The organism is Streptomyces sp. S.PNR 29 (genome assembly GCF_030386795.1).
In the GTDB taxonomy this organism is placed as follows: domain Bacteria; phylum Actinomycetota; class Actinomycetes; order Streptomycetales; family Streptomycetaceae; genus Streptomyces.
The window spans coordinates 651,007-669,919 of the sequence record NZ_JANUQM010000003.1 but is presented as its reverse complement, the minus strand read 5'-3'; the positions used below and the strand labels follow the sequence as shown (position 1 = coordinate 669,919).

Sequence of the window (18,913 nt, the reverse complement as noted above, 5' to 3'; positions counted from 1 at the left end):
GGGATCCGTCATCCGACGTCGAGACGCAGAAGGTCCTCCTCCGTCTCACGCCGGACGATCACCCGGGCCTCACCGTCCTTGACCGCGACCACCGGCGGACGCAGCACGTGGTTGTAGTTGCTGGCCATGGAACGGCAGTACGCGCCGGTGGCCGGGACCGCGATCAGGTCACCGGGTGCCAGGTCGGCCGGCAGGAACGCGTCCTTCACCACGATGTCGCCGCTCTCGCAGTGCTTGCCGACGACGCGCACCAGCATCGGCTCGGCGTCGGAGACACGGGAGACCAGGGCGACGCTGTACTCGGCGTCGTACAGCGCGGTCCGGATGTTGTCCGACATGCCGCCGTCGACGGAGACGTAGGTGCGCAGCCCGTCGAGGGGCTTGATGGTGCCGACCTCGTAGAGCGTGAAGGCGGTCGGCCCGACGATGGCCCGTCCCGGCTCCACGGAGATACGGGGGGTGCGCAGCTTGGCGGCCTCGCACTCCCGGGTGACGATCTCGGTCAGCGCCTTGGCGATCTCGTGCGGCTCGCGGGGATCGTCGTCACTCGTGTACGCGATCCCGAGCCCGCCACCGAGGTCGATCTCGGGCAGCTCCACGCCGTGCTCGTCGCGGACGTCCCTGAGCAGCCCGACGACCCGGTGGGCTGCGACCTCGAACCCCGACATGTCGAAGATCTGCGACCCGATGTGGCTGTGGATCCCGATGAGCTCGAGCCCGTCGAGCTGAAGCGCCCGCCGCACGGCTTCCGCGGCCTGCCCGCCGGCCAGCGGAATCCCGAACTTCTGGTCTTCGTGCGCGGTGGCGATGAACTCGTGCGTGTGGGCCTCGACGCCGACGGTGATACGGATCTGGACCCGCTGCCGCTTGCCCAGGGACGAGGCGATGTGCGCCACCCGCGCGATCTCCTGGAAGGAGTCGAGAACGATCCGCCCGACGCCGCTCTCCACGGCCTTGGTGATCTCCTCGGCGGACTTGTTGTTGCCGTGGAAGGCGATGCGGTCGGCGGGCATGCCGGCCGAGAGGGCGGTGGCGAGCTCCACGCCGGAGCAGACGTCGAGGTTCAGCCCCTCCTCGTGCAGCCACCGCACGACGGCCCGGGACAGGAACGCCTTGCCGGCGTAGAACACGTCCGCGTCGGCCCCGAAGGCGGTGCGCCACGCGCGGGCGCGGGCCCGGAAGTCGGCCTCGTCGAGGACGTAGGCGGGGGTGCCGAACTCCTCGGCGAGCCGCGTGACGGGGATGCCTCCGACGGTGACGACGCCGTCGGCGGCACGGTCGACGGTCTCGGCCCACACCTTCGGGTCGAGGGCGTTGAGGTCGGCGGGGGGCGCGGAGTAGTGCCCCTCGGGAAGGACATCGGCGTGACGGGGCCCGGCGGGGTGTGCGGAACGGCTCATGGTTCTTCCGGTGCTCTCTGTGTCTCTTCTTCAGAGGTGGTCGGGGGCGTCGATACCGAGCAGGGACAGGCCGCCGGCCAGCACCGTCCCGGCTGCTTCGGCAAGGGCGAGCCGGGCGCGGTGGGCGGCCGAGGGTTTCTCCTCCCCGCGCGGGAGGACGGCGGGCAGGAGCGGCAGGACGGCATCGGCGACGGTGACGAGGTGCCGGGCGAGACGGTCGGGCGTGCGGTGGGTGGCGGCGGCGCTGAGGACGCGGGGGTGGTCGGCGAGGGCGGTGAGCAGTGCCTCAGCTTCGCTCACGGGGCCGGGCTCCGGGTGGAACCCGAGGTCGGCGGCGTTGCGCAGGAGGGCCCGGGTACGGGCGTGGGCGTAACGGACGCGGAAGAGGGGGTTGGTCTCCCGCTGGACCAGGTGTTCGCCGGTGATCCGGGGCCGGTCGTGCGGGGCGGGATGGAGCAGCGCCCAGCGGGCGGCGTCACGGCCGAGGGGGAGCGGGTCGGCGGGTGCGGGGACGGGACGCACGTCGAGTCCGACATCGAACTCGACGTCGATGTCGGTGTCGATGTCGGTGTCGAGGGGGGCGTCGTGGGTGTCGACGCCCACGCCCAGGAGCTCGACCCACTCCGGCTCGGGAGGGGCCGTGCAGCTGGTGCGGACGAGGGCGCCCTGGGAGCGGAGGATGCGGGCGGTGGCGTTCATCACGACGAGGGCCCGGACCTCGTGGGGGCAGTGCAGCCGCACGGTCCGGCCGGTGGGGGCGTCGGCGTGTCCGTATCCCTCGCCTTGCCGGAGGATCTGCGCCACGAGGGCCGCGGGCGCCGTGTCGCGCAGGCTGATGTTGATGAACCCCGGCCCGGTGACGACGACATCGGCGATGCCGTCGAGGCCGACGAGGCGCGGCCGGAGGATCTCGGCGACCCGCTGGGGCGGCTGCCCGGCCGGGCGGGCGAGCTGCAGGGCGATGTTGGTGGCGTAGTCACCGCACCCCCCGGGCCCGGGAGGCGTGACCACCGCCCGTGCGGGAACGGCCACGCTCAGCTCCCCCTCGTCGACAGCGCGACGTACCGCGCGCAGCACGGTGCCGGAGAGTTCGACGGGGGTCACGGGACAAGCGTATGGGAGGAGGGGGTCGGGTAAGCGAACGGGTTTGGGTGGAAGTCCGGGATGTGGACGGCGGGTGGGCACCGTCCCCAGGCACTCCGCAGGCAGGTGACCTCGGCAACCGTGGGGCACCCGGGTGCGGACTCACCCCCCGGCCTGCCCGGCCCGCTCGATCTGCCCTGCCACCTCACCGCTCCCCTGCCTCTGCCCCTCCCCGCCCCGTCTCCGCTCGGCCAGCCGCCGTACGAGGCGTACGAGCTCGGCGGGCTCGAAGGGCTTGGCCAGGAAGGCGTCGACGCCGAGGTCCAGGCCGGTCTCGACCTCGTACTGCGTACAGGCGCTGACGATGGCGAGGGGAAGGTCACGGGTCCGCGGATCCGCACGCAGCCGGGCCGCGGCTCTGAGCCCGTCCAGCCTGGGCATGACGACATCCATGGTGACCACATCGGGCCGCACCTGATGAACGACATCCAGACACTCGGCACCATCGGCCGCGGTCACGACCTCGAAGCCCTCCAGCTCAAGGTTGACCCTGATCAACTGCCGGATGACCTTGTTGTCGTCCACAACAAGCACCCGACCCGACGCGCCTGGCACAACTCGAGAGTAGGTCGAGCCCGGCCACCGCGTCCGGGTTTTCCCCACTTCCACCCCCTGCGGGCGACCCATGCCCCCGCGCCCGACGCCGGACCACGCCCCATGACCAACCCGACCTGCAACGGCCCATGGCCAACCCGACCTGCTGGAAACCCGTTGATGACCATGCCGCAGAAGCTGGTAGTGTTCTACCCGTCGCCGCGAACACCGCGACCGACACGCCCCCGTAGCTCAGGGGATAGAGCAACGGCCTCCGGAGCCGTGTGCGCAGGTTCGAATCCTGCCGGGGGCACCTTGCATGAGGTGCCCAAAGACCCCGCCATCAGCGTTTTCGCTGAGACGGGGTCTTCGCGTATGTGCAGGCGTGTGCCGTTCGGAGCGGCTGTATGTCGAGGTCTGTGGACGAGGCGTGGACGGGATCTTGGGGCATTGCCGCAGGTGAGGTCCGGGAAAGGGCGCGGGCCCGCCTGGCGATGGCGAGCGACGCTGTACACCTGCTCGACCTCGGCTGTCAGCGCCCCGGAGAGCGGACAGTCGCCTCGCCGCACGGCGGTAGCATCCGCAGTAGCATAAAGGGCATGAGTGAGCCTACCCAGAAGTACTCGATCACGATGCCCCGGGACATCGCCGAAGCCGCCCGGGCTCGCAGCGGCCCCTCCGGCTTGTCCGCCTACGTCGCCGCCGCCGTCGCCCGCCAGATCGAGCGTGACAATCTCAACGATCTCATCCAGGTCGCCGAGGCAGAACACGGTCCCATCACCGAGGACGAGGTCCAGGCCCTGCGCGACCAGCTCCACGAGGCACGCGCACAGCAGACCGGCGATGAGGCGAGCGCGGCTTGACACGCTCCCCTGCCGCCCCGGGCGGCACGCTGGTACTCGACAGCGAGGGGCTGGCCAAGGCCGTGCTGCGCGACCGCGCAGTCACCGCTTGGCTCGCCCTGGCACGCGCCGATGACCTGCGTGTGATCACGTCGGCGGCCACTCTGGTGGAAGTCGTCCACCCGCGCATCAACCGCCCGGCCCTGGAGTGGACACTCTCCCGCCTCGTCGTGGAGCCGGTCACCGACGCAGTCGCGCGCCATGCCGCCGCCCTGCTCACCGATGCCGGCCTGCACGGGCACAAGTACGCCATCGACGCCATGCTCAGCGCGACCGCCCTCACCGCCCCGGGGCCCGTCACCGTGCTCACCTCGGACCCGGAAGACCTCGCGGCTCTATGCGGAACACGCGCCACTGTCATCAAGGTCTGACGCCCAAAGTTGGAATGAACGGCGCATTCCACCATCGCGGGACATACCCGGGATCGCACTCACGAAGCATCAGATGATGCTCTGACCTGCGAGAACGACGGGGAATGGTTCGGCCTCCGGAGCCGTGTGCGCAGGTTTGAATCCTGCCGGTGCACCTTGTATGAGGTGCCCAAGGACCCGTGTGCAGATGGCATCGCCGCAAAGTGAGATGGCCGGGCCCGACCGGTCAGCGAAGGGGGCTCGTCGCACGGCTGTTCTCAGCCCCGCTGTTCTGTGCCGAGGCCTCCGCCCCCCAGTCCCATAGGGCCTGGAGGACGGGGCCGAGGCGGTGTCCGCTCGGGGTGAGCGTGTAGCGAACTCGCGGTGGCCAGCCCGGTCGGCGGTCGCGGTCGACGACGCCGGCCTCGCCGAGCTGTGCCAACCGGTCGGACAGAACCTTGTCCGACACCATGGGCAGGGCCGTGCGCAGCTCGCTGTAGGAGCGGTCGCCGCGCAGCAGTTCGCGCATCACCAGCGTCGTCCAGCGGCCGTGCAGGGCGGCCAGCGTTATCTCCACGGGGCACTCCTGGGTGGGCTCGGTGACATTCGCGCGCGGGTCGTCGGGGAGCCCTGCCGGGTGACCAACCGTTCGGTGAGTCACGAGATCGTCTCCTAACGTGTCGGGCGATTCGATTCTCCCGGCGCGGAAGGACGTCTGTCGATCATGCGAGAACTGGCCGATCGGCCCGAAGAGGTGCCCGCGGTGTTCGCCGAGCGGTTCAACAGCGGCGACGCCGCCGCGCTGGCGCAGGTCTACGAGGACTCGGCGGTGCTGGTCCCGCAGCCGGGAACGCCGGCGACCGGCCCGGATCTGCACGCCGCCAACGGCCGCCTCCAGAAGCTCGGAGTCCCCATCTCGGTCCGTCCGCGGCACGTGTACCGCAACGGAGACCTGGCGCTGCTGATAGTCGACTGGGTCATCGAGGGGACCGACCGGGAAGGACAGGCGGTGCACGTCGAAGGCACTGCCACCGACGTCGCCCGGCGGGGTTCGGACGGCCGTTGGCGGTACGCCATCGACAACCCCTTCGGCACCGTTCTCCCCTGAGCAGCCCTCCAGGCCGCGGCGAGCCCGGCCGAGGGTGTGGCCGGCGCGCGCAGGGCCAGTCCGGCGTCGGTGTCGGCCTCCGTGCGGTCCCCCGCCGTCGTGCACGGGTACGCGCGGCCCCGACGACTCCGGCCGCACGGGCGACGCCGGTGTGTTCAGCCGCCCGACGCGTCCAGGGCGGACTGGAGTGACCGGCGGTAGCCCTCACTCGTACAGGTCGCGCCGGAGACCGTGTCGATGTCGGCGCTCTGCACCTGAAGGGCCTCGGCCCTCAGCCGGGGAACCGCGTAGCTGTCGATCTGCTGGTCCCGCGGGTTCTCCGTGGGGTGGACGACGGCGGTCACATCGGTGAGCTTGCCGTCCTCGACGGTGATCCGCACCTGGACGGGGCCCCAGCGGGTCTGGACCGAGTCGCCGGTGACGGTCCTCGTACCCGTGGTCGCCCCATCCTTGTGCACGGACTCGACGCGCAGCCGGTGCCGCAGGTTCAGCCGGACCGGGGTGAGGATGCGGAACCACAGCACCAGGGCCGAGCCCCCCCAGGTACATCCCGCGTCCCCGAGGGCATCCGGCCAGGCGTCTTCGAACCGTTCACCCGTGCCGACCGCCACACGAAGGACGTGGGAGGTGGCGCGGGCCTCGGCCTGTCGATCGTCGCCGCGGTGGCCCAGGCACACGGTGGGAGCGTGAGCCTGCGGAGCGCGCCGGGGTCGACGACGTTCGCGGTGCGGCTTCCGCGGGCCGTCGAGTAAGCGACCGGGGCCGAGCAGCGGCGTCTCTCAGCGTCGGACGACCATCGACGCCGTGCTCAGCGCCACCGCCCTCGTCGCGCCCGGCCGCGTCACGATCCTCACATCGCCCCGGAGGACCTCACCGTGCTGTGCGGCGGACGCGCGCAAGGGTGGTGCGGCCGGAGCCACACCACCCGTGTCCCGCAGGTCCGTCAGTCGTGCGACCGGAAGGCCGACCGCAGCCTCGGGGCGAACCGGATCGCTCCGATTCCCAGCGCGGCCATGGCGGCGGCCGCCGCCAGCAGGGCGCCGAGGCTGCCGCCCACGCCGGTGGCGGCCAGGGCTCCGCCGTTCGTGGAGGTGCCGGAGTCGTCGCTGGTGGCGCCGGTGCCCGAGCTCGGTGTCGCCGAAGGTGAGGGCGAGGGTGAGGTCTTGGCGGTGACGACCTCGACCGTGAAGGTGGCCTCGACGCCCGCGGAGGCCGCCACGACGGTGTACGTGCCCTTCGCCTGTCCGGCGACGAGCGTCGGTGCCGTGGCCTTGCCGTCGCCGTCGGTCGTCACGTGGACGATCCGGTCCTCGCCGTCGAAGCGGGGGGCGTCCTTGTCGTCGTCCTCGACGCGGAACTCCACCTCCGCGTCGGCGACCGGCTCACCCGACTCGGTCACCAGGACCTGGAGCGCGTCGGCGAAGGACTCGCCCTTCCGGGCCTGCTGCCCGTCGCCCTCGGCGGCGGTGACGTCGTACCCGAGCTTCTTCACCCGCGCGGTGAAGACCGTCGACGCGCCCTCTACGGTCGCCCGGACGGTGAACTCGCCCTCGGTGCCGGTGGCGAGGATGTACGGCGACTCGGCGCGGCCCCGGGCGTCGGTCGCGACGGCGACCTGCCGCTCGTGGCCGGGCTCGTCGAAGGTCACGCCGAGCTTGTCCGGGTCGTCGATCGTGAAGGTCACGCTGATGTCCTTCAGCGGGTTGCCGTCCTTGTCGCGGACCGCCACGGCGACCGGCTCGAACGCGCCGTGCGGCTCGACGGTCTGGTCGGCACCCGACACCTGGCTCAGGTCCGCGACCGCCGGAGTGCCCCACTGAAGCACGATGCGGCCGTTGCCGCCAGCGGCGTGGACACCGCCCTCGGCCACGCCGGAGGGGACCGTGGCGTCGGCTCCGGACCAGAACGGGTCGGTCCTCTCGGGCGCCAGGCGCCCGCTGCCGCCCACGAGACGGGCGTCGGTCACCCGGCCCGGGTGGGCGTAGCTGCTGCCGCCGGCGCCGCTGCCGGTGGCTCCCTTGGCGTCGGAGGCGTCCGCGCCGGTGCCCCCGCCGCCGCCCGCATAGCCGGCACCGCCGCCGCCACCGCCGTAGCGGCCGGTACCGCCGGCGCCGCCACCGCCGCCCTTGGAGTGGTCGGCGCCCGCCTTGCCGGTGCCGGTGCCGGCACCGCCGGTGCCACCGGTCGCGCCCTTGCCGCCGCGGCCCGTGTCGGAGGCGTCCTGGCCGTTCCGGGCGCCGCCGGCGCCCGCCTGGCTGGTGACGGACGTGTCACCGCCCACGCCGCCACCGCCGGCGGCGACGAGGAGCGCCTCGCCGGTGCTGGTGCGGATGCCGCTGCTGTTGCCGCCCGCCGTGGCGGCACCGCCGCCCGCGGCACCGCCGAGCGCGTCGCCGAAGCCCTGTCCGGCGACCGCCAGGGACAGCGTCTCGCCGGGGGTGACCTCCAGTACTCCGGCGGCATAGGCCCCCGCGCCCCCGAAGGCCTTGGCGTGGCCGGCGCCGCCCTGCCCCCATGCCCGTACGTCGAGCTTGGTCACGCCCGACGGAACGGTGAACCGCTGTACGGTCTTCGTCGGGTCGAAGAGCCGGCAGCTCTCGAAGCCCGCCGTCGGCGTGCACGCCTCCCCCGCGGCCGACGCCGCGCTGCCGGCGGCCACCGCGGACGGAATGCCGACCAGGCCTAAGCCCGCGGCGCCCAGCGTGGCGACGGCAAGGACGGCGGCGCGGTGCCGCCGGCCATGGCGGCGCGGCCTGGCAGAACCCTGATGCATCGTGTGATCCCCCACCTGAGTCAGGCTCGCCCCTGTGAGCCTGTGAAGAATGTGACCGGAGAGTCTGATCGTATGCACATCATCCTTACACGTCAGTGGATTTGCTGTGCGGCGAGGGACGTGCGCGGCCCGCACTGACGGCGGTCAGACGCTGAGGCCGGTCAGACGCTGAGGCCGGTCAGGCGCTGCGCTTGCGGGGCGTCGTCTTCTTCGCCGTCTTCTTCGCCGGTGTCTTCTTCGCGTCCTGGGCCGACTTCGCCGTCGACTTGGCCGTGGATTTGGCCGTGGATTTGGCTGGGGACTTGGCTGTCGACTTCTTCGCCGCCGTCGTCGCCTTCTTGGCCGCGGTCTTCTTCGCCGTGGAGGTCGACTTCTTCCCGGCCGTCTCCTTGGGGGTCGCGCGAGTCGTCTTCCGTTGCGGCATGCGCTGGACCTCGGCCTCCTCCGCCGGTTCCTCGCCTCGCGACTCCTTCGCCGCCCGCACGCTGTTCTCCAGCGCCGCCATCAGGTCGAGGACCTTGCCGCCCGCCACCGGTTCGGGGGCTTCCGGCAGGGCCTCGCCGGAGGCCTTCGCCGCGATGACCTCCTCCAGGGCCTCGCGGTACTCGTCGTGGAGGTCGTCGAGGTCGATCTCGCCGAGGGTGTCCATCAGGGCGTCGGCGAGGTCCAGTTCCTTGTCGCGGACGGTGACGTTGGCGTCCGGGGCGACGCCCTCGGGTGCGCGGACCTCGTCCGGCCACAGGAGCCCGTGCATGGCGATGGCGTCGCCGACCACGCGGAGCATGCCGAGGCGTTCCCTCCCCCTCAGCGCGAACTTGGCGATCGCGACCTTCTGGCTGCGCTTGAGGGCTTCCCGCAGCAGGGTGTACGGCTTGGCCGCCGGTGCCCCGCCGGCCGCGAGGTAGTACGCCGCGTCCATCTGGAGCGGGTCGATCCGGTCCCCCGGGACGAACGCCACGATCTCGATCGTCTTGGCCGTGGGGATGGGCAGGTGGGACAGGTCCTCGTCGGTGATGGGGATGATCGTGCCGTCCGCGTCCTCGTAGCCCTTGCCGATCTCCGCCTGGGTGACCTCGCGTTCCTCCAGTTCGCAGACCTTGCGGTAGCGGATGCGGCCGCCGTCCTCCGTATGGATCTGGCGGAAGGCGATCGAGTGGCTCTCGGTGGCGTTCACCAGCTTGATCGGGATGCTGACCAGGCCGAACGAGATGGCGCCGTTCCAGATGGATCTCACGTGCAGCACCCTTTCCACTGGATCCGGTTCGAGCGTTTTCTCCAATTTTCGTGAGATTCTCATCGTATGGCGCCGATCACAGAGGTGGAGGGGCGAAGAGTCGCGCTCAGCAATCTGGAGAAGGTGCTGTATCCCGCGACCGGGTTCACCAAGGGAGAGATGCTGCACTACTACGCGACCATCGCCGACGTACTGCTTCCGCATCTGCACGGTCGGTCCGTGTCCTTCCTGCGGTATCCGGACGGGTACGACGGGCAGGTGTTCTTCACCAAGAACGTGCCTCCCGGTACGCCCGACTGGGTCACCACCGCCGAGGTGCCCCGGTCGGAGGGGCCGGCGCGGATGGTGCTGGTGCAGGATCTGGCCAGCCTGATGTGGGCGGCGAACCTCGTCGCCGAGTTCCACACGCACCAGTGGCTGGTCGACACACCGGGCGAGGCCGACCGGCTCGTCTTCGACCTCGACCCGGGGCCGCCCGCCAGTGTCGTGCAGTGCTGTGAGGTCGCCCTCTGGCTGCGGGAGCGGCTCTCGGCGGACGGGATCGAGGCGTACGCCAAGACCTCCGGGTCCAAGGGGCTGCATCTGCTGGCGGCGGTGCGGGGGGCGTCGTCCGAGCAGGTGTCGGAGTACGCGAAGGGGCTCGCCGTGGAGGCGGAGCGGGCCATGCCGCGGCTCGTGCTGCACCGGATGACGCGGAGCCTGAGGCCCGGGAAGGTGTTCGTCGACTGGAGCCAGAACGCCGCGCGGAAGACCACGGCGACGCCCTACACCCTGCGGGCCCGGCCCGAGCCTGCCGTGTCGGCGCCGGTGACGTGGAAGGAGGTCGAGGACTGCGGCTCCCCCGGGCAGCTGGCGTTCCTCGCCCCCGACCTCGCCCCGCGCCTGCAGGACTACGGCGATCTGCTGGCGCCGCTGCTCGACGTGGACCGTGCCGCCCCGCTGCCGTGAGGGGCAGCAGCGAGGCGGCAGGGCCTCGGGCCCCGGGCCCTCAGCGCCCTCCCCGACCGGGTTCAGGCGGTTGGCCCCGCCGTGGCCGCGCCGTCCGCCGACCAGCACGGGGCCGACGTCCGGCACGGCGCCGCCGAGGCTGCACGCCGTTCCGGGCGGCGCAGCGGACGCCGAGCAGCCGCTCTGGGCGCTGCAGCGGACACCGAGCAGCCGCTCTGGGCGGCGCCGCCGGGGTCACGCATCCTTCAGGGCGTCGCCGCCAAGGCCTCACCCCGCCCCAGGGCGCCACCGCCGCCCCGAGCCGCAACACCCTTCCGGACGGCCACCGCCGAAGACGCGCACCCTTCTGGACGCCACCGCCGAAGACGCGCACCCTTCAGGACGCCACCGCCGAAGACGCACACCACTCCAGGCACCGCAACGAAGCCCCGCGCCGCTCCAAGCCGCACCCCCGGACGCCCCCCCACCGCCCCGAGCCGCACCGCCACACGCCCCGCCCCGCCCCGAGCCGCACCCCGGACGCCCCGTGCCGTTCTCGTCAGCGCAGCCAAGGCTGCCGCCCCCGGAAGGAGTCCGGATCCGGCCGTGTGCGCGAGCCCGAGTGATCACCGACGGGTCGAGGCCGCCGACCCACGTCGCCGGCCACCCATGTCACCGGCCGTGATCAACCGCGGCGCGATCGACGCCCGAGCGTGCAGCAGGCGTCACCCCGGCCCAGCCGTCAGACCCGCATCCACGTGTTCCGGTCCCTGGCCATCGCGTGCAGTGCCTCCACGTCCGCCGGTTTCAGGATGCCCCCGAGCCGTGCCAGGTCCGTCAGCTCGGTGTCCGTCAGGACGCGGACGTCGGGTGCCGGCACGGGGGCCGACACGTCGGCCGGGCCGACCAGGGCCAGCACCGGGCGCACCTCGGCCGTCAGGGCGTAGGAGGCGCGGTCGGCGTCTGCGCGGACGCGGCGCAGGAGGGGGTCGGGGTCGCGGCGGCCCAGGGTGACCTGGGGGTCGGCGACCCGCACCCGCTGCTTGCGGGCGTACAGGGTGTGGACGGCGAACAGTCCTCCGGGGCCGATCACCAGGTGGTGGATGCGGTCGCCGCCGGGAAGCGGGACGGAGTGCAGGGCGTGCCAGCCCGCGCCGTCCAGGCGGTCCAGGGCCTCCCCCACCGTCTGCTCCGCCGCCAGCGCCCGGCGGCGCGGGTCGGGGCGGAGGCGCCGGGTGGGGCCGGGGTCGCGGTCGAGGGCGATGAGCAGGGCCTCGCCGGGGCGGTTGGGGGCCAGGTCGTCGTCCGGGTGCAGACTCAGCCGGGCGAGTTCGGCGGGGGTCGGGACGGGGGGCGGCCCCACCGTCACCGAACCGGTGATGAAGGGCCCCAGGGCCTCCAGGACGTCGTCTCTGTGGCCCTCACTGAGCAGGTTGACCCGGGCCGACTCCCGGTCGTACCAGGCGATGTTCCTGCCGTCCGTGAGGCAGACGTACAGCCGTTCCCGGCCGTGCCGCCAGGTCGGTATGACGCGCAATCCACTCATGCACCATCACCCCATGACCATGGGAACAGGCGGGGTGCTCCAGGGGCAAGAACCCGGCTACCTTTGAGAGGAGTTGGGAGCAATTGGTGGGGAGGCGCCGTTGCGTACCCGCAGGAGGCAACCCGATGTCCCCGCTCCGGACAGCCCGTGGAACGAGATCGTGCCCGGTCTGTGGATGGGCGGGCACGAGTTCCAGGCGCACTCCGGGCAACTGGAGTTCGCCGTCGTGCGGGACGAGTTCGATCTTGTGCAGACCCTGCTGCGCCTGCCCGGACACGGACCCGAGCCCGGCGTGGAGCACCATGTGTGGCCGATTCCCGACGGGCCGCTGGACGGGACGCAGCTGGCGGGCGTGATGCGGCTGGCGGAGGCCGTGTGCGAGGCGCTGAGCGCGGGCCGCAGGGTCCTCGTCCGCTGTTACCACGGGTACAACCGTTCCGGCCTCGTCATCGCCCACGCGCTCGTCCGGCAGGGGAGCACCGCCGAGGAGGCCATACGGCTGATCCGGGCCCGTCGCTCGCCGTGGGCGCTGCACAATGAGCTGTTCGTCGAGTATCTGCGGGCGGGGCTGTCCACGGCCCGGTTGCTGGAGGAACTCGCCGAGTAGCCGCCCCTAGGGTGTAGGGGCCGGCAGTCACTCTCCGTCGACCGTGTCCGACCCCAGGAGCACCGTGCCCGTTCCCCGCGCCCGCACCGCCGCCGTCGTCGCCGTGCTCCTGGCCACCGCCGCGGGCTGCGGGGACGCGGGAGAGCTGCGGGGCGCCGGCGCGACGCCGACCGCGGTCAGCCCGGCCCGGCTCTGGCCGGACCTCACGCCCGCGTCGAGTCCGGCGTTCGACATCGGCGAGGTGGACACCGAGGCCGTGAAGGGCGTCGCCGTGCCCGGCGACGACATCCGCGAGGTCGACCCGGTCGCGGTGGTGCGGGCCGAGATCGCCGGGGATCCGGGCGACTACCACGGCTCCGACGCGCCGTACCGCGAGACGACCCGCCGGATGGCCTACTGCGCCAAGGGGCCGGACCACGGCCCGTGCCCCGTCCTGAGGCCGTACTACCGGGATCTGACCGGCGACGGGCGCGACGAGCTGACGCTGGGCTTCCGGCAGCTGCCCGGCAACCTGACGGCCGTACGCGTCTACACCGTGGACAAGCACAGGCTCATACAGGTGATGGCATACGAGGACGCGGTGAGCGCGGTCGAGCTGGCCGGGCGCTCGGTGATCGTCCGCTCGCCGTCCGAGGTCGCGGGCTACGAGTACCGGCTGCAGTGGACCTGGGACCAGCATCAGCGGGCGATGCTCCTCACGCACGACGAGATGCGGCGCGCCGGAGGCAGGAAGCACCCGGAGCACCCGTCCGTGTCCCCCTCCGCGCCCCCTTCCGCGAGCGCCCGATGAAGGTCCGGCCGGTTTTCGCCCTCCCCCAGTGGGCCGACACGCTCGCCGTGAAGGCCGCCGTCTTCATCACCGTGATGTGCTGTGCGCTCGCCGCGCTGCTCGGCGCCCTCGTGCACGTCTCGGTGACGAACCAGACCGTCGGCCGGGCCCGCGACCTCGCGCTGCAGCGGCTGGCGGAGGCGACGGACGCGTTCGAGGCCGGGGACACCCTGGGGCCGGGCGCGGACCTGGATCCCCCGGGGCTGCCCGAGCCGCTGCGGGAGCTGGCGCTGACCGGGGACCGCGGCACGATGGTCGCCGAGGTCGACGGGCGCCCCACGATGTGGGCGGCCGGCCCCGCCGACGGCGGCCGGGCCCTCGCCGTGGAGGTCGACTACGCGCAGGGCAAGCGCACCATCGACGGGCTGGACCGGGCCATCGTGTGGTCGTCGGCACTGGCGATCGGGGCGACGCTGCTCGTGGGCACCTTCGCGGTGACGCGGGTGACGCGGCGGCTGCACGCCACGGCCCGGGTGGCCCGGCGGATCAGCGCGGGCGATCTGGACGCGCGCGTCGGCGACCCGCGGACGAAGGACCCGACGGGTCCGCAGGACGAGGTGGCCGCGGTGGCCGCCGCGCTGGACTCCATGGCGTCCTCGCTGCAGAGCAAGCTGCTCGCCGAGCAGCGTTTCACCGCGGATGTGGCGCACGAGCTGCGCACCCCGCTGACCGGGCTGCACGCGGCCGCCGAACTGCTGCCGCCGGGCCGGCCGACCGAGCTGGTGCGGGACCGGGTGGCCGCGCTGCGCACCCTGACGGAGGACCTGCTGGAGATCTCCCGGCTCGACACCGGGCGGGAGCGGATGGAGGTGGACACCGAGCGGCTGGGGCCGCTGGCCGAGCGGGTGGTCCGGGCGTCGGGGGCCGACACGCAGATCAGGGTCGTACGGGACGTCCGTGTCGAGACGGACCGACGGCGGCTGGAGCGGGTGCTCGGCAATCTGGTGGCGAACGCGCACCGGCACGGGCGGGCGCCGGTGGTGCTGAGCGTCGACGGGCCGGTCGTCACCGTGCGGGACCACGGGGACGGCTATCCGGAGTACCTCGTCGCGCACGGGCCGCAGCGGTTCCGTACCGAGGGCGGGGCGAAGGGGCACGGGCTCGGGCTGACCATCGCGGTGGGGCAGGCCGAGGTGCTGGGCGCCCGGCTGGAGTTCGCGAACGCGCCGGACGGCGGGGCGGTGGCGAAGCTGACGTTGCCTCAGACCCCGCTCTCCCCGGCGGCTGTCTCCGATGGCGCAGTGTGAGGGGCGCGGCCCGGACCCCGCTCCTAATGTGGCGATTAGTCATCTTTGACACGTTCGCCCTCATGGAGGAACCGTCATGTCCCTGCGCTCCCCTCTCGCCCGTCGCCTGGCCATAGCAGCCGCCGCCGGGGCTCTCGCCACCATGGCCGCCGTCACCCCCGCCGCCGCGGGCGACGGCCGGGGAAACGACCCCGGCCCGGGCGGCTGGAACAACGGGGGCGGCGGAAACGGCCAGGGCAACTGGAACAACGGCGGAGGCGTGGGCGGAACCGGTCAAGGCAACGGGAACAACTGGGGCGGAAACGGCCAGAACAACGGAAACAACTGGAACAACTGGAACAACGGGGGCGGTGGGAACGGCCAGGGCAACGGGAACAACGGCGGGGGCGTCGGCGGAACCGGCCAAGGCAACGGCAACAACTGGGGCGGAAACGGCCAGAACAACTGGAACAACTGGAACAACGGCGGGGGCGTAGGCGGGACCGGCCAAGGCAACGGGAACAACGGCGGAGGCGTCGGCGGAACCGGCCAGAACAACGGGAACAACGGCCGTGACGACTTCCACGACCACGACCACGACGCCGACCCCCGCTTCACCAGAGGCGTCGTCAGGGTGGACACGCTGGCCCTGCGCAGCGCCCCCACCCGCCGCTCCGAGGTCCTCCGGATCGTCCACCGGGGCGATGTCGTCAACATCTTCTGCCAGATCGCCGGCGAGAACGTTCAGGGCAACAACATCTGGTACCTCCTCGCGGACGGCACCTGGGCCTGGGGCCCGGCCCGCTTCATCGAAACCCGCCGCACGCCACGCGAGTGCTGAGCGGCACGCTGGCCCCACAAGGCGTGCCATTTGGGTAAGTTCCGGACATGAGCAAGGCCGGAACCACCGTGGCACGGGAGGGCACCCCCGCCCCCGCCTCCGCCGTACGCCTCCCCCGCCGCCGCGGCATCGAACTCGCCCTCATCGTCCTGGCGGTCCTGCTGTCCGTGTACGGCTACTGCGCCGTCGGGCTCGCCCGATACGGCACCGTCCCACCCGGCGCCGCCGGTTACGGCGCCGGGCTCGGCGTGCTCGCGCTCGTCGCGCACGGCGCGGTGCGCCTCAGGGCCCCGAACGCCGATCCGCTGCTGCTGCCGATCGGGGTGCTGCTCAACGGCCTCGGCCTGGTGCTGATCTACCGGCTCGACCTTCAGACGCCGGGCGACCGGGCGGCACCCACCCAGCTCGTGTGGTCCACACTGGGCGTGACGCTGTTCATCGTCGTCGTCCTGATGCTGCGTGACCACCGGCTGCTGCAGCGCTACACATACGTCTGGGTCGCCGCCGCGCTGGCCCTGCTCACGCTGCCGATCCTCTTCCCGGCCGTGAACGGCGCCCGTATCTGGATCCGGATCGCCGGATTCTCCATCCAGCCCGGCGAGTTCGCGAAGGTGCTGCTGGCGGTGTTCTTCGCCGCGTACCTGGCCGCGAACCGCAGCGCGCTGGCGTACGCGGGCCGCCGCATCTGGCGGCTGCAGCTGCCGACCGGCCGCGTGCTCGGCCCGATCCTCACCGTCTGGCTGGTGAGCGTCGGCGTGCTGGTCCTGGAGCGGGACCTCGGCACCTCGCTGCTCTTCTTCGGCCTGTTCGTGGTCATGCTGTACGTCGCCACCGGCCGCACCGGCTGGATCGCCGTCGGCCTGCTGCTGGCCGCGCTCGGCGCCACGGCCGTCGGCCGGCTGGAGCCGCATGTGCACGGGCGGATCGAGGACTGGCTGCACCCGTTCGCGTCGATCGACGCCGGGCAGGGGCCGAACCAGCTCGCGCAGTCCCTGTTCGCGTTCGCGGCGGGCGGGATGCTCGGCACCGGACTCGGGCTCGGCCACTCCTTCCTCATCGGCTTCGCCGTCAAGTCGGACTTCATCCTGGCCACGGCCGGGGAGGAGCTGGGCCTGGCCGGGCTGTCGGCGATCTTCCTGCTGTACGCCCTGCTCGTGGAGCGCGGCTACCGGGCGGGCCTCGCCCTGCGCGACCCCTTCGGCCGGCTGCTCGCGGTGGGGCTCGCCTCGATCGTGGCGCTCCAGGTGTTCGTGATCGCGGGCGGGGTGACCGGCCTGATCCCGCTGACCGGCATGGCGATGCCCTTCCTGGCGCAGGGCGGTTCGTCGGTCGTCACCAACTGGGCGATCGTGGCCCTGCTGATCCGGGTGAGCGACTCGGCCCGGCGGAGTTACGACGGGCGGCTGGCACCGTGACGCGGCACATCCGGTACGCCGCCGTCTTCTGCGCCCTGCTGCTGGTCGCGCTGCTCGTGAACACCGCCCGCGTGCAGATCGTGCAGGCCCCGGCGTACGACGGCAACCCGGCCAACCGCCGCTCGGACATCGCCCGTTACCAGCAGCCGCGCGGCGACATCCTGGTGGGCGGCGAGCCGGTCACCGGATCCCGGGACACCGGCGAGCACCTCCGCTACGAACGGACGTACACGGACGGCCCGTTGTACGCGCCCGTCACCGGCTTCTCCTCGCAGGTGTACGGCACGACGTTCCTGGAGCACGCCGAGGACGGCATCCTGTCCGGCACCGACCCGCTGCTCGCACCGCTCCCGCTGTGGAGGGACCTCAGCCGCGCCCGGAAACCGGGCGGGAATGTCGTGACGACGGTCAACCGGGCCGCACAGCGGGCGGCGTACGAGGGGCTCGGCTCCCGCAAGGGTGCCGTGGCCGCGGTCGAGCCGTCGACCGGGCGGATCCTGGCGCTGGTGTCCACCCCGTCGTACGACCCCCAGGTGCTGTCCGGGAACAGCAGGTCCGTCACCCGGTCGTGGCAGGGGCTGAACGCCGACGAGGACAAGCCGATGCTCAACCGGGCGGTCCGGCAGACCTATCCGCCGGGCTCCACGTTCAAGGTGGTCACCGCGGCGGCGGCGCTGGACGCGGGCCTGGTCGGGGGGCTCGACACGCGGACCCGCTCGCCCGACCCGTACACCCTGCCGGGGACCTCGAAGCGGCTGCGGAACGCGTCCGGGGGCTGCCGGAACGCCTCGCTGCGGGAGGCCTTCCGGCGGTCCTGCAACACGGTGTTCGCGAAACTCGGCGTGCGGGTCGGTCCGGCGGACATGGCGGCCACCGCGGAGGCCTTCGGCTTCAACGACGACGGGCTGCGGATCCCGTTCTCGGTGGCGCGCAGCACCTTCGACACCTCGGTGGACCGGGCGCAGCTCGCGCTGTCGTCGATCGGGCAGTACAACACGCGCGCCACGCCGCTGCAGATGGCGATGGTGGCGGCGGCCGTGGCCAACGGCGGGCAGCTGCGGTCGCCGTACCTGGTGGAGCGGACCACCCGGGCCGGTGGCGGCACCCTGTCGACGGCCGGTTCACGTCCCGTCCGGCAGGCGATGCTCCCGTCGACCGCCAGTCGCCTCAAGCAGCTGATGACGGCGGTGGTGGAGCACGGCAGCGGCGCTCGGGCCGCAATTGCCGGCGCGACCGTCGGCGGCAAGACCGGCACCGCTCAGCACGGCGTCGGCAACTCCGGTACGCCGTACGCCTGGTTCGTCTCCTGGGCGAAGGCCGACCGGGACCTGGAACCGAAGGTCGCCGTCGCGGTGGTGGTGGAGGACGCCTCGGCGCGGCGCGGGGACATCACGGGCGGCGGTGTGGCGGCGCCGATCGCCCGGGCCGTGATGGAGGCGGTGCTGAACTCACCTCCGGAGGGCACCCGCTGACGGCCGCTGCTCATGGGATGAGACGGGGGGTACCGCACCGTCCGGATCCCGAACTACCGTTCGGTCATGACACATCCCGCCACGACTCCCGCCCAGAACTCCGCCGCGTACGAACTCGCCCAGGTCAACATCGCCCGTCTCAAGGCACCGCTGGACTCCCCGCAGTTGAAGGACTTCGTCGACAACCTCGACCCCGTGAACGCGGACGCCGACGCCGCCGACGGGTTCGTGTGGCGGCTGCAGAGCGACTCCGGCAACGCGACGGACGTCGCGGTCTTCGGCGACGAGTGGCTGATCGTCAACATGTCGGTGTGGCGGGACACGGGCGCCCTGACGGCGTACATGTACCAGGGGCGGCATCGGGAGATGCTGGCCCGCCGCCGCGAGTGGTTCGAGAAGGTGCAGGAGGCGGTGACGGCCCTTTGGTGGGTCCCTGCGGGCCACCGCCCGACGGTCGCGGAGGCGGAGGCCCGGCTGCTGCACCTGCGCACCCACGGTCCGACGCCGTACGCCTTCACCCTGCGCACGTCGTTCCCGCCCGGGGCGGCGGAGCCGGTGACGGTGGAGATCCCGGAGGGGCTGGGCTGCTCGGTCTGAGGGACCGCC

At 72.4% G+C, this 18,913-nt stretch carries 20 protein-coding genes and 1 tRNA gene; 13 read left to right on the top strand and 8 right to left on the bottom strand.

The window, feature by feature from the left end; genetic code table 11:
• Nucleotides 1-8 precede the first annotated feature (8 nt).
• From lysA to NW895_RS11895, 3 genes are all read right to left on the bottom strand, one after another.
• Nucleotides 9-1,400, bottom strand: a complete 1,392-nt coding sequence (gene lysA, locus NW895_RS11905) for a diaminopimelate decarboxylase (RefSeq protein ID WP_289935394.1) — start codon at nucleotides 1,398-1,400, stop codon at nucleotides 9-11.
• 30 nt (nucleotides 1,401-1,430) lie between these two features.
• Nucleotides 1,431-2,504 (bottom strand): ArgS-related anticodon-binding protein NrtL, encoded by a 1,074-nt coding sequence (gene nrtL, locus NW895_RS11900; protein ID WP_289935393.1) that lies wholly within the window; start codon nucleotides 2,502-2,504, stop codon nucleotides 1,431-1,433.
• 141 nt (nucleotides 2,505-2,645) lie between these two features.
• A complete protein-coding gene (locus tag NW895_RS11895; RefSeq protein WP_289935392.1) occupies nucleotides 2,646-3,170 on the bottom strand; it encodes a response regulator in 525 nt (174 codons plus the stop codon).
• A 148-nt stretch (nucleotides 3,171-3,318) separates the two neighbouring features.
• On the opposite strand from NW895_RS11895, the gene NW895_RS11890 reads away from it, so the two are divergent.
• The 3 genes from NW895_RS11890 (at nucleotide 3,319) to NW895_RS11880 (ending at nucleotide 4,350) form a co-directional block, all read left to right on the top strand.
• Nucleotides 3,319-3,390: transfer RNA gene (locus NW895_RS11890), tRNA-Arg, on the top strand.
• 286 nt (nucleotides 3,391-3,676) lie between these two features.
• A complete protein-coding gene (locus NW895_RS11885; RefSeq protein WP_289935391.1) occupies nucleotides 3,677-3,940 on the top strand; it encodes a CopG family transcriptional regulator in 264 nt (87 codons plus the stop codon).
• Nucleotides 3,937-4,350, top strand: a complete 414-nt coding sequence (locus NW895_RS11880) for a PIN domain-containing protein (RefSeq protein ID WP_289935390.1) — start codon at nucleotides 3,937-3,939, stop codon at nucleotides 4,348-4,350. Before NW895_RS11885 ends, NW895_RS11880 begins: the two co-directional genes overlap by 4 nt.
• Before the next feature lie 226 nt (nucleotides 4,351-4,576).
• Here NW895_RS11880 and NW895_RS11875 read toward each other — a convergent pair whose 3' ends face one another.
• Nucleotides 4,577-4,990, bottom strand: coding sequence for a helix-turn-helix domain-containing protein (locus tag NW895_RS11875; RefSeq protein WP_289935389.1), 414 nt, complete (start codon nucleotides 4,988-4,990; stop codon nucleotides 4,577-4,579).
• A 63-nt stretch (nucleotides 4,991-5,053) separates the two neighbouring features.
• Here NW895_RS11875 and NW895_RS11870 point away from each other — a divergent pair, with 63 nt between their 5' ends.
• The gene (locus NW895_RS11870) at nucleotides 5,054-5,437 is read left to right on the top strand and encodes a DUF4440 domain-containing protein (protein WP_289935388.1); all 384 of its coding nucleotides are present in this window, start codon (nucleotides 5,054-5,056) and stop codon (nucleotides 5,435-5,437) included.
• A 155-nt stretch (nucleotides 5,438-5,592) separates the two neighbouring features.
• Here the strand turns inward: NW895_RS11870 and NW895_RS11865 are convergent, their stop codons facing one another.
• Nucleotides 5,593-5,961: an FMN-binding protein gene (locus NW895_RS11865; protein ID WP_289935387.1), complete on the bottom strand. Its 369-nt coding sequence runs from the start codon at nucleotides 5,959-5,961 to the stop codon at nucleotides 5,593-5,595.
• On the opposite strand from NW895_RS11865, the gene NW895_RS11860 reads away from it, so the two are divergent.
• Nucleotides 5,890-6,189, top strand: coding sequence for a HAMP domain-containing sensor histidine kinase (locus NW895_RS11860; protein ID WP_354670085.1), 300 nt, complete (start codon nucleotides 5,890-5,892; stop codon nucleotides 6,187-6,189). The genes NW895_RS11865 and NW895_RS11860 overlap by 72 nt on opposite strands.
• A gap of 191 nt (nucleotides 6,190-6,380) precedes the next feature.
• On the opposite strand, the gene NW895_RS11855 is transcribed toward NW895_RS11860, so the two are convergent.
• Together NW895_RS11855 and NW895_RS11850 are read right to left on the bottom strand one after the other, a co-directional pair.
• Nucleotides 6,381-8,210 (bottom strand): hypothetical protein, encoded by a 1,830-nt coding sequence (locus tag NW895_RS11855; protein ID WP_289935385.1) that lies wholly within the window; start codon nucleotides 8,208-8,210, stop codon nucleotides 6,381-6,383.
• 178 nt (nucleotides 8,211-8,388) lie between these two features.
• Nucleotides 8,389-9,453, bottom strand: coding sequence for a Ku protein (locus tag NW895_RS11850; RefSeq protein ID WP_289935384.1), 1,065 nt, complete (start codon nucleotides 9,451-9,453; stop codon nucleotides 8,389-8,391).
• 57 nt (nucleotides 9,454-9,510) lie between these two features.
• Between NW895_RS11850 and ligD the strand changes: the two genes are divergently transcribed.
• Nucleotides 9,511-10,392, top strand: coding sequence for a non-homologous end-joining DNA ligase (ligD, locus tag NW895_RS11845; protein ID WP_289935383.1), 882 nt, complete (start codon nucleotides 9,511-9,513; stop codon nucleotides 10,390-10,392).
• A gap of 721 nt (nucleotides 10,393-11,113) precedes the next feature.
• Here the strand turns inward: ligD and NW895_RS11840 are convergent.
• Nucleotides 11,114-11,917: a nuclease-related domain-containing protein gene (locus NW895_RS11840; protein WP_289935382.1), complete on the bottom strand. Its 804-nt coding sequence runs from the start codon at nucleotides 11,915-11,917 to the stop codon at nucleotides 11,114-11,116.
• A gap of 100 nt (nucleotides 11,918-12,017) precedes the next feature.
• Here NW895_RS11840 and NW895_RS11835 point away from each other — a divergent pair, with 100 nt between their 5' ends.
• The 7 genes from NW895_RS11835 (at nucleotide 12,018) to NW895_RS11805 (ending at nucleotide 18,904) form a co-directional block, all read left to right on the top strand.
• Nucleotides 12,018-12,524: a dual specificity protein phosphatase family protein gene (locus NW895_RS11835; protein WP_289935381.1), complete on the top strand. Its 507-nt coding sequence runs from the start codon at nucleotides 12,018-12,020 to the stop codon at nucleotides 12,522-12,524.
• Between the two features lie 64 nt (nucleotides 12,525-12,588).
• Nucleotides 12,589-13,314: a hypothetical protein gene (locus tag NW895_RS11830; RefSeq protein WP_289935380.1), complete on the top strand. Its 726-nt coding sequence runs from the start codon at nucleotides 12,589-12,591 to the stop codon at nucleotides 13,312-13,314.
• Nucleotides 13,311-14,600, top strand: a complete 1,290-nt coding sequence (locus NW895_RS11825) for a HAMP domain-containing sensor histidine kinase (RefSeq protein WP_289935379.1) — start codon at nucleotides 13,311-13,313, stop codon at nucleotides 14,598-14,600. Before NW895_RS11830 ends, NW895_RS11825 begins: the two co-directional genes overlap by 4 nt.
• Nucleotides 14,601-14,676: 76 nt before the next feature.
• Nucleotides 14,677-15,420, top strand: coding sequence for an SH3 domain-containing protein (locus NW895_RS11820; RefSeq protein ID WP_289935378.1), 744 nt, complete (start codon nucleotides 14,677-14,679; stop codon nucleotides 15,418-15,420).
• Between the two features lie 47 nt (nucleotides 15,421-15,467).
• The gene (locus tag NW895_RS11815) at nucleotides 15,468-16,835 is read left to right on the top strand and encodes an FtsW/RodA/SpoVE family cell cycle protein (RefSeq protein ID WP_289935377.1); all 1,368 of its coding nucleotides are present in this window, start codon (nucleotides 15,468-15,470) and stop codon (nucleotides 16,833-16,835) included.
• On the top strand, nucleotides 16,832-18,307 hold the full coding sequence (locus tag NW895_RS11810; protein ID WP_289935376.1) for a penicillin-binding transpeptidase domain-containing protein: 1,476 nt from the start codon (nucleotides 16,832-16,834) through the stop codon (nucleotides 18,305-18,307). The genes NW895_RS11815 and NW895_RS11810 overlap by 4 nt, the downstream gene beginning before the upstream one ends.
• Before the next feature lie 66 nt (nucleotides 18,308-18,373).
• Nucleotides 18,374-18,904 (top strand): DUF3291 domain-containing protein, encoded by a 531-nt coding sequence (locus NW895_RS11805; protein ID WP_289935375.1) that lies wholly within the window; start codon nucleotides 18,374-18,376, stop codon nucleotides 18,902-18,904.
• Nucleotides 18,905-18,913 lie beyond the last annotated feature (9 nt).

Coding starts and splice junctions, on each gene's coding strand:
- NW895_RS11895 (WP_289935392.1), bottom strand. CDS start 3,170: ATGGGTCGCCCGCAGGGGGTGGAAGTGGGGAAAACCCGGACGCGGTGG.
- NW895_RS11815 (WP_289935377.1), top strand. CDS start 15,468: ATGAGCAAGGCCGGAACCACCGTGGCACGGGAGGGCACCCCCGCCCCC.
- NW895_RS11840 (WP_289935382.1), bottom strand. CDS start 11,917: ATGAGTGGATTGCGCGTCATACCGACCTGGCGGCACGGCCGGGAACGG.
- NW895_RS11805 (WP_289935375.1), top strand. CDS start 18,374: ATGACACATCCCGCCACGACTCCCGCCCAGAACTCCGCCGCGTACGAA.
- NW895_RS11825 (WP_289935379.1), top strand. CDS start 13,311: ATGAAGGTCCGGCCGGTTTTCGCCCTCCCCCAGTGGGCCGACACGCTC.
- NW895_RS11885 (WP_289935391.1), top strand. CDS start 3,677: ATGAGTGAGCCTACCCAGAAGTACTCGATCACGATGCCCCGGGACATC.
- NW895_RS11870 (WP_289935388.1), top strand. CDS start 5,054: ATGCGAGAACTGGCCGATCGGCCCGAAGAGGTGCCCGCGGTGTTCGCC.
- ligD (WP_289935383.1), top strand. CDS start 9,511: ATGGCGCCGATCACAGAGGTGGAGGGGCGAAGAGTCGCGCTCAGCAAT.
- lysA (WP_289935394.1), bottom strand. CDS start 1,400: ATGAGCCGTTCCGCACACCCCGCCGGGCCCCGTCACGCCGATGTCCTT.
- NW895_RS11820 (WP_289935378.1), top strand. CDS start 14,677: ATGTCCCTGCGCTCCCCTCTCGCCCGTCGCCTGGCCATAGCAGCCGCC.
- NW895_RS11855 (WP_289935385.1), bottom strand. CDS start 8,210: ATGCATCAGGGTTCTGCCAGGCCGCGCCGCCATGGCCGGCGGCACCGC.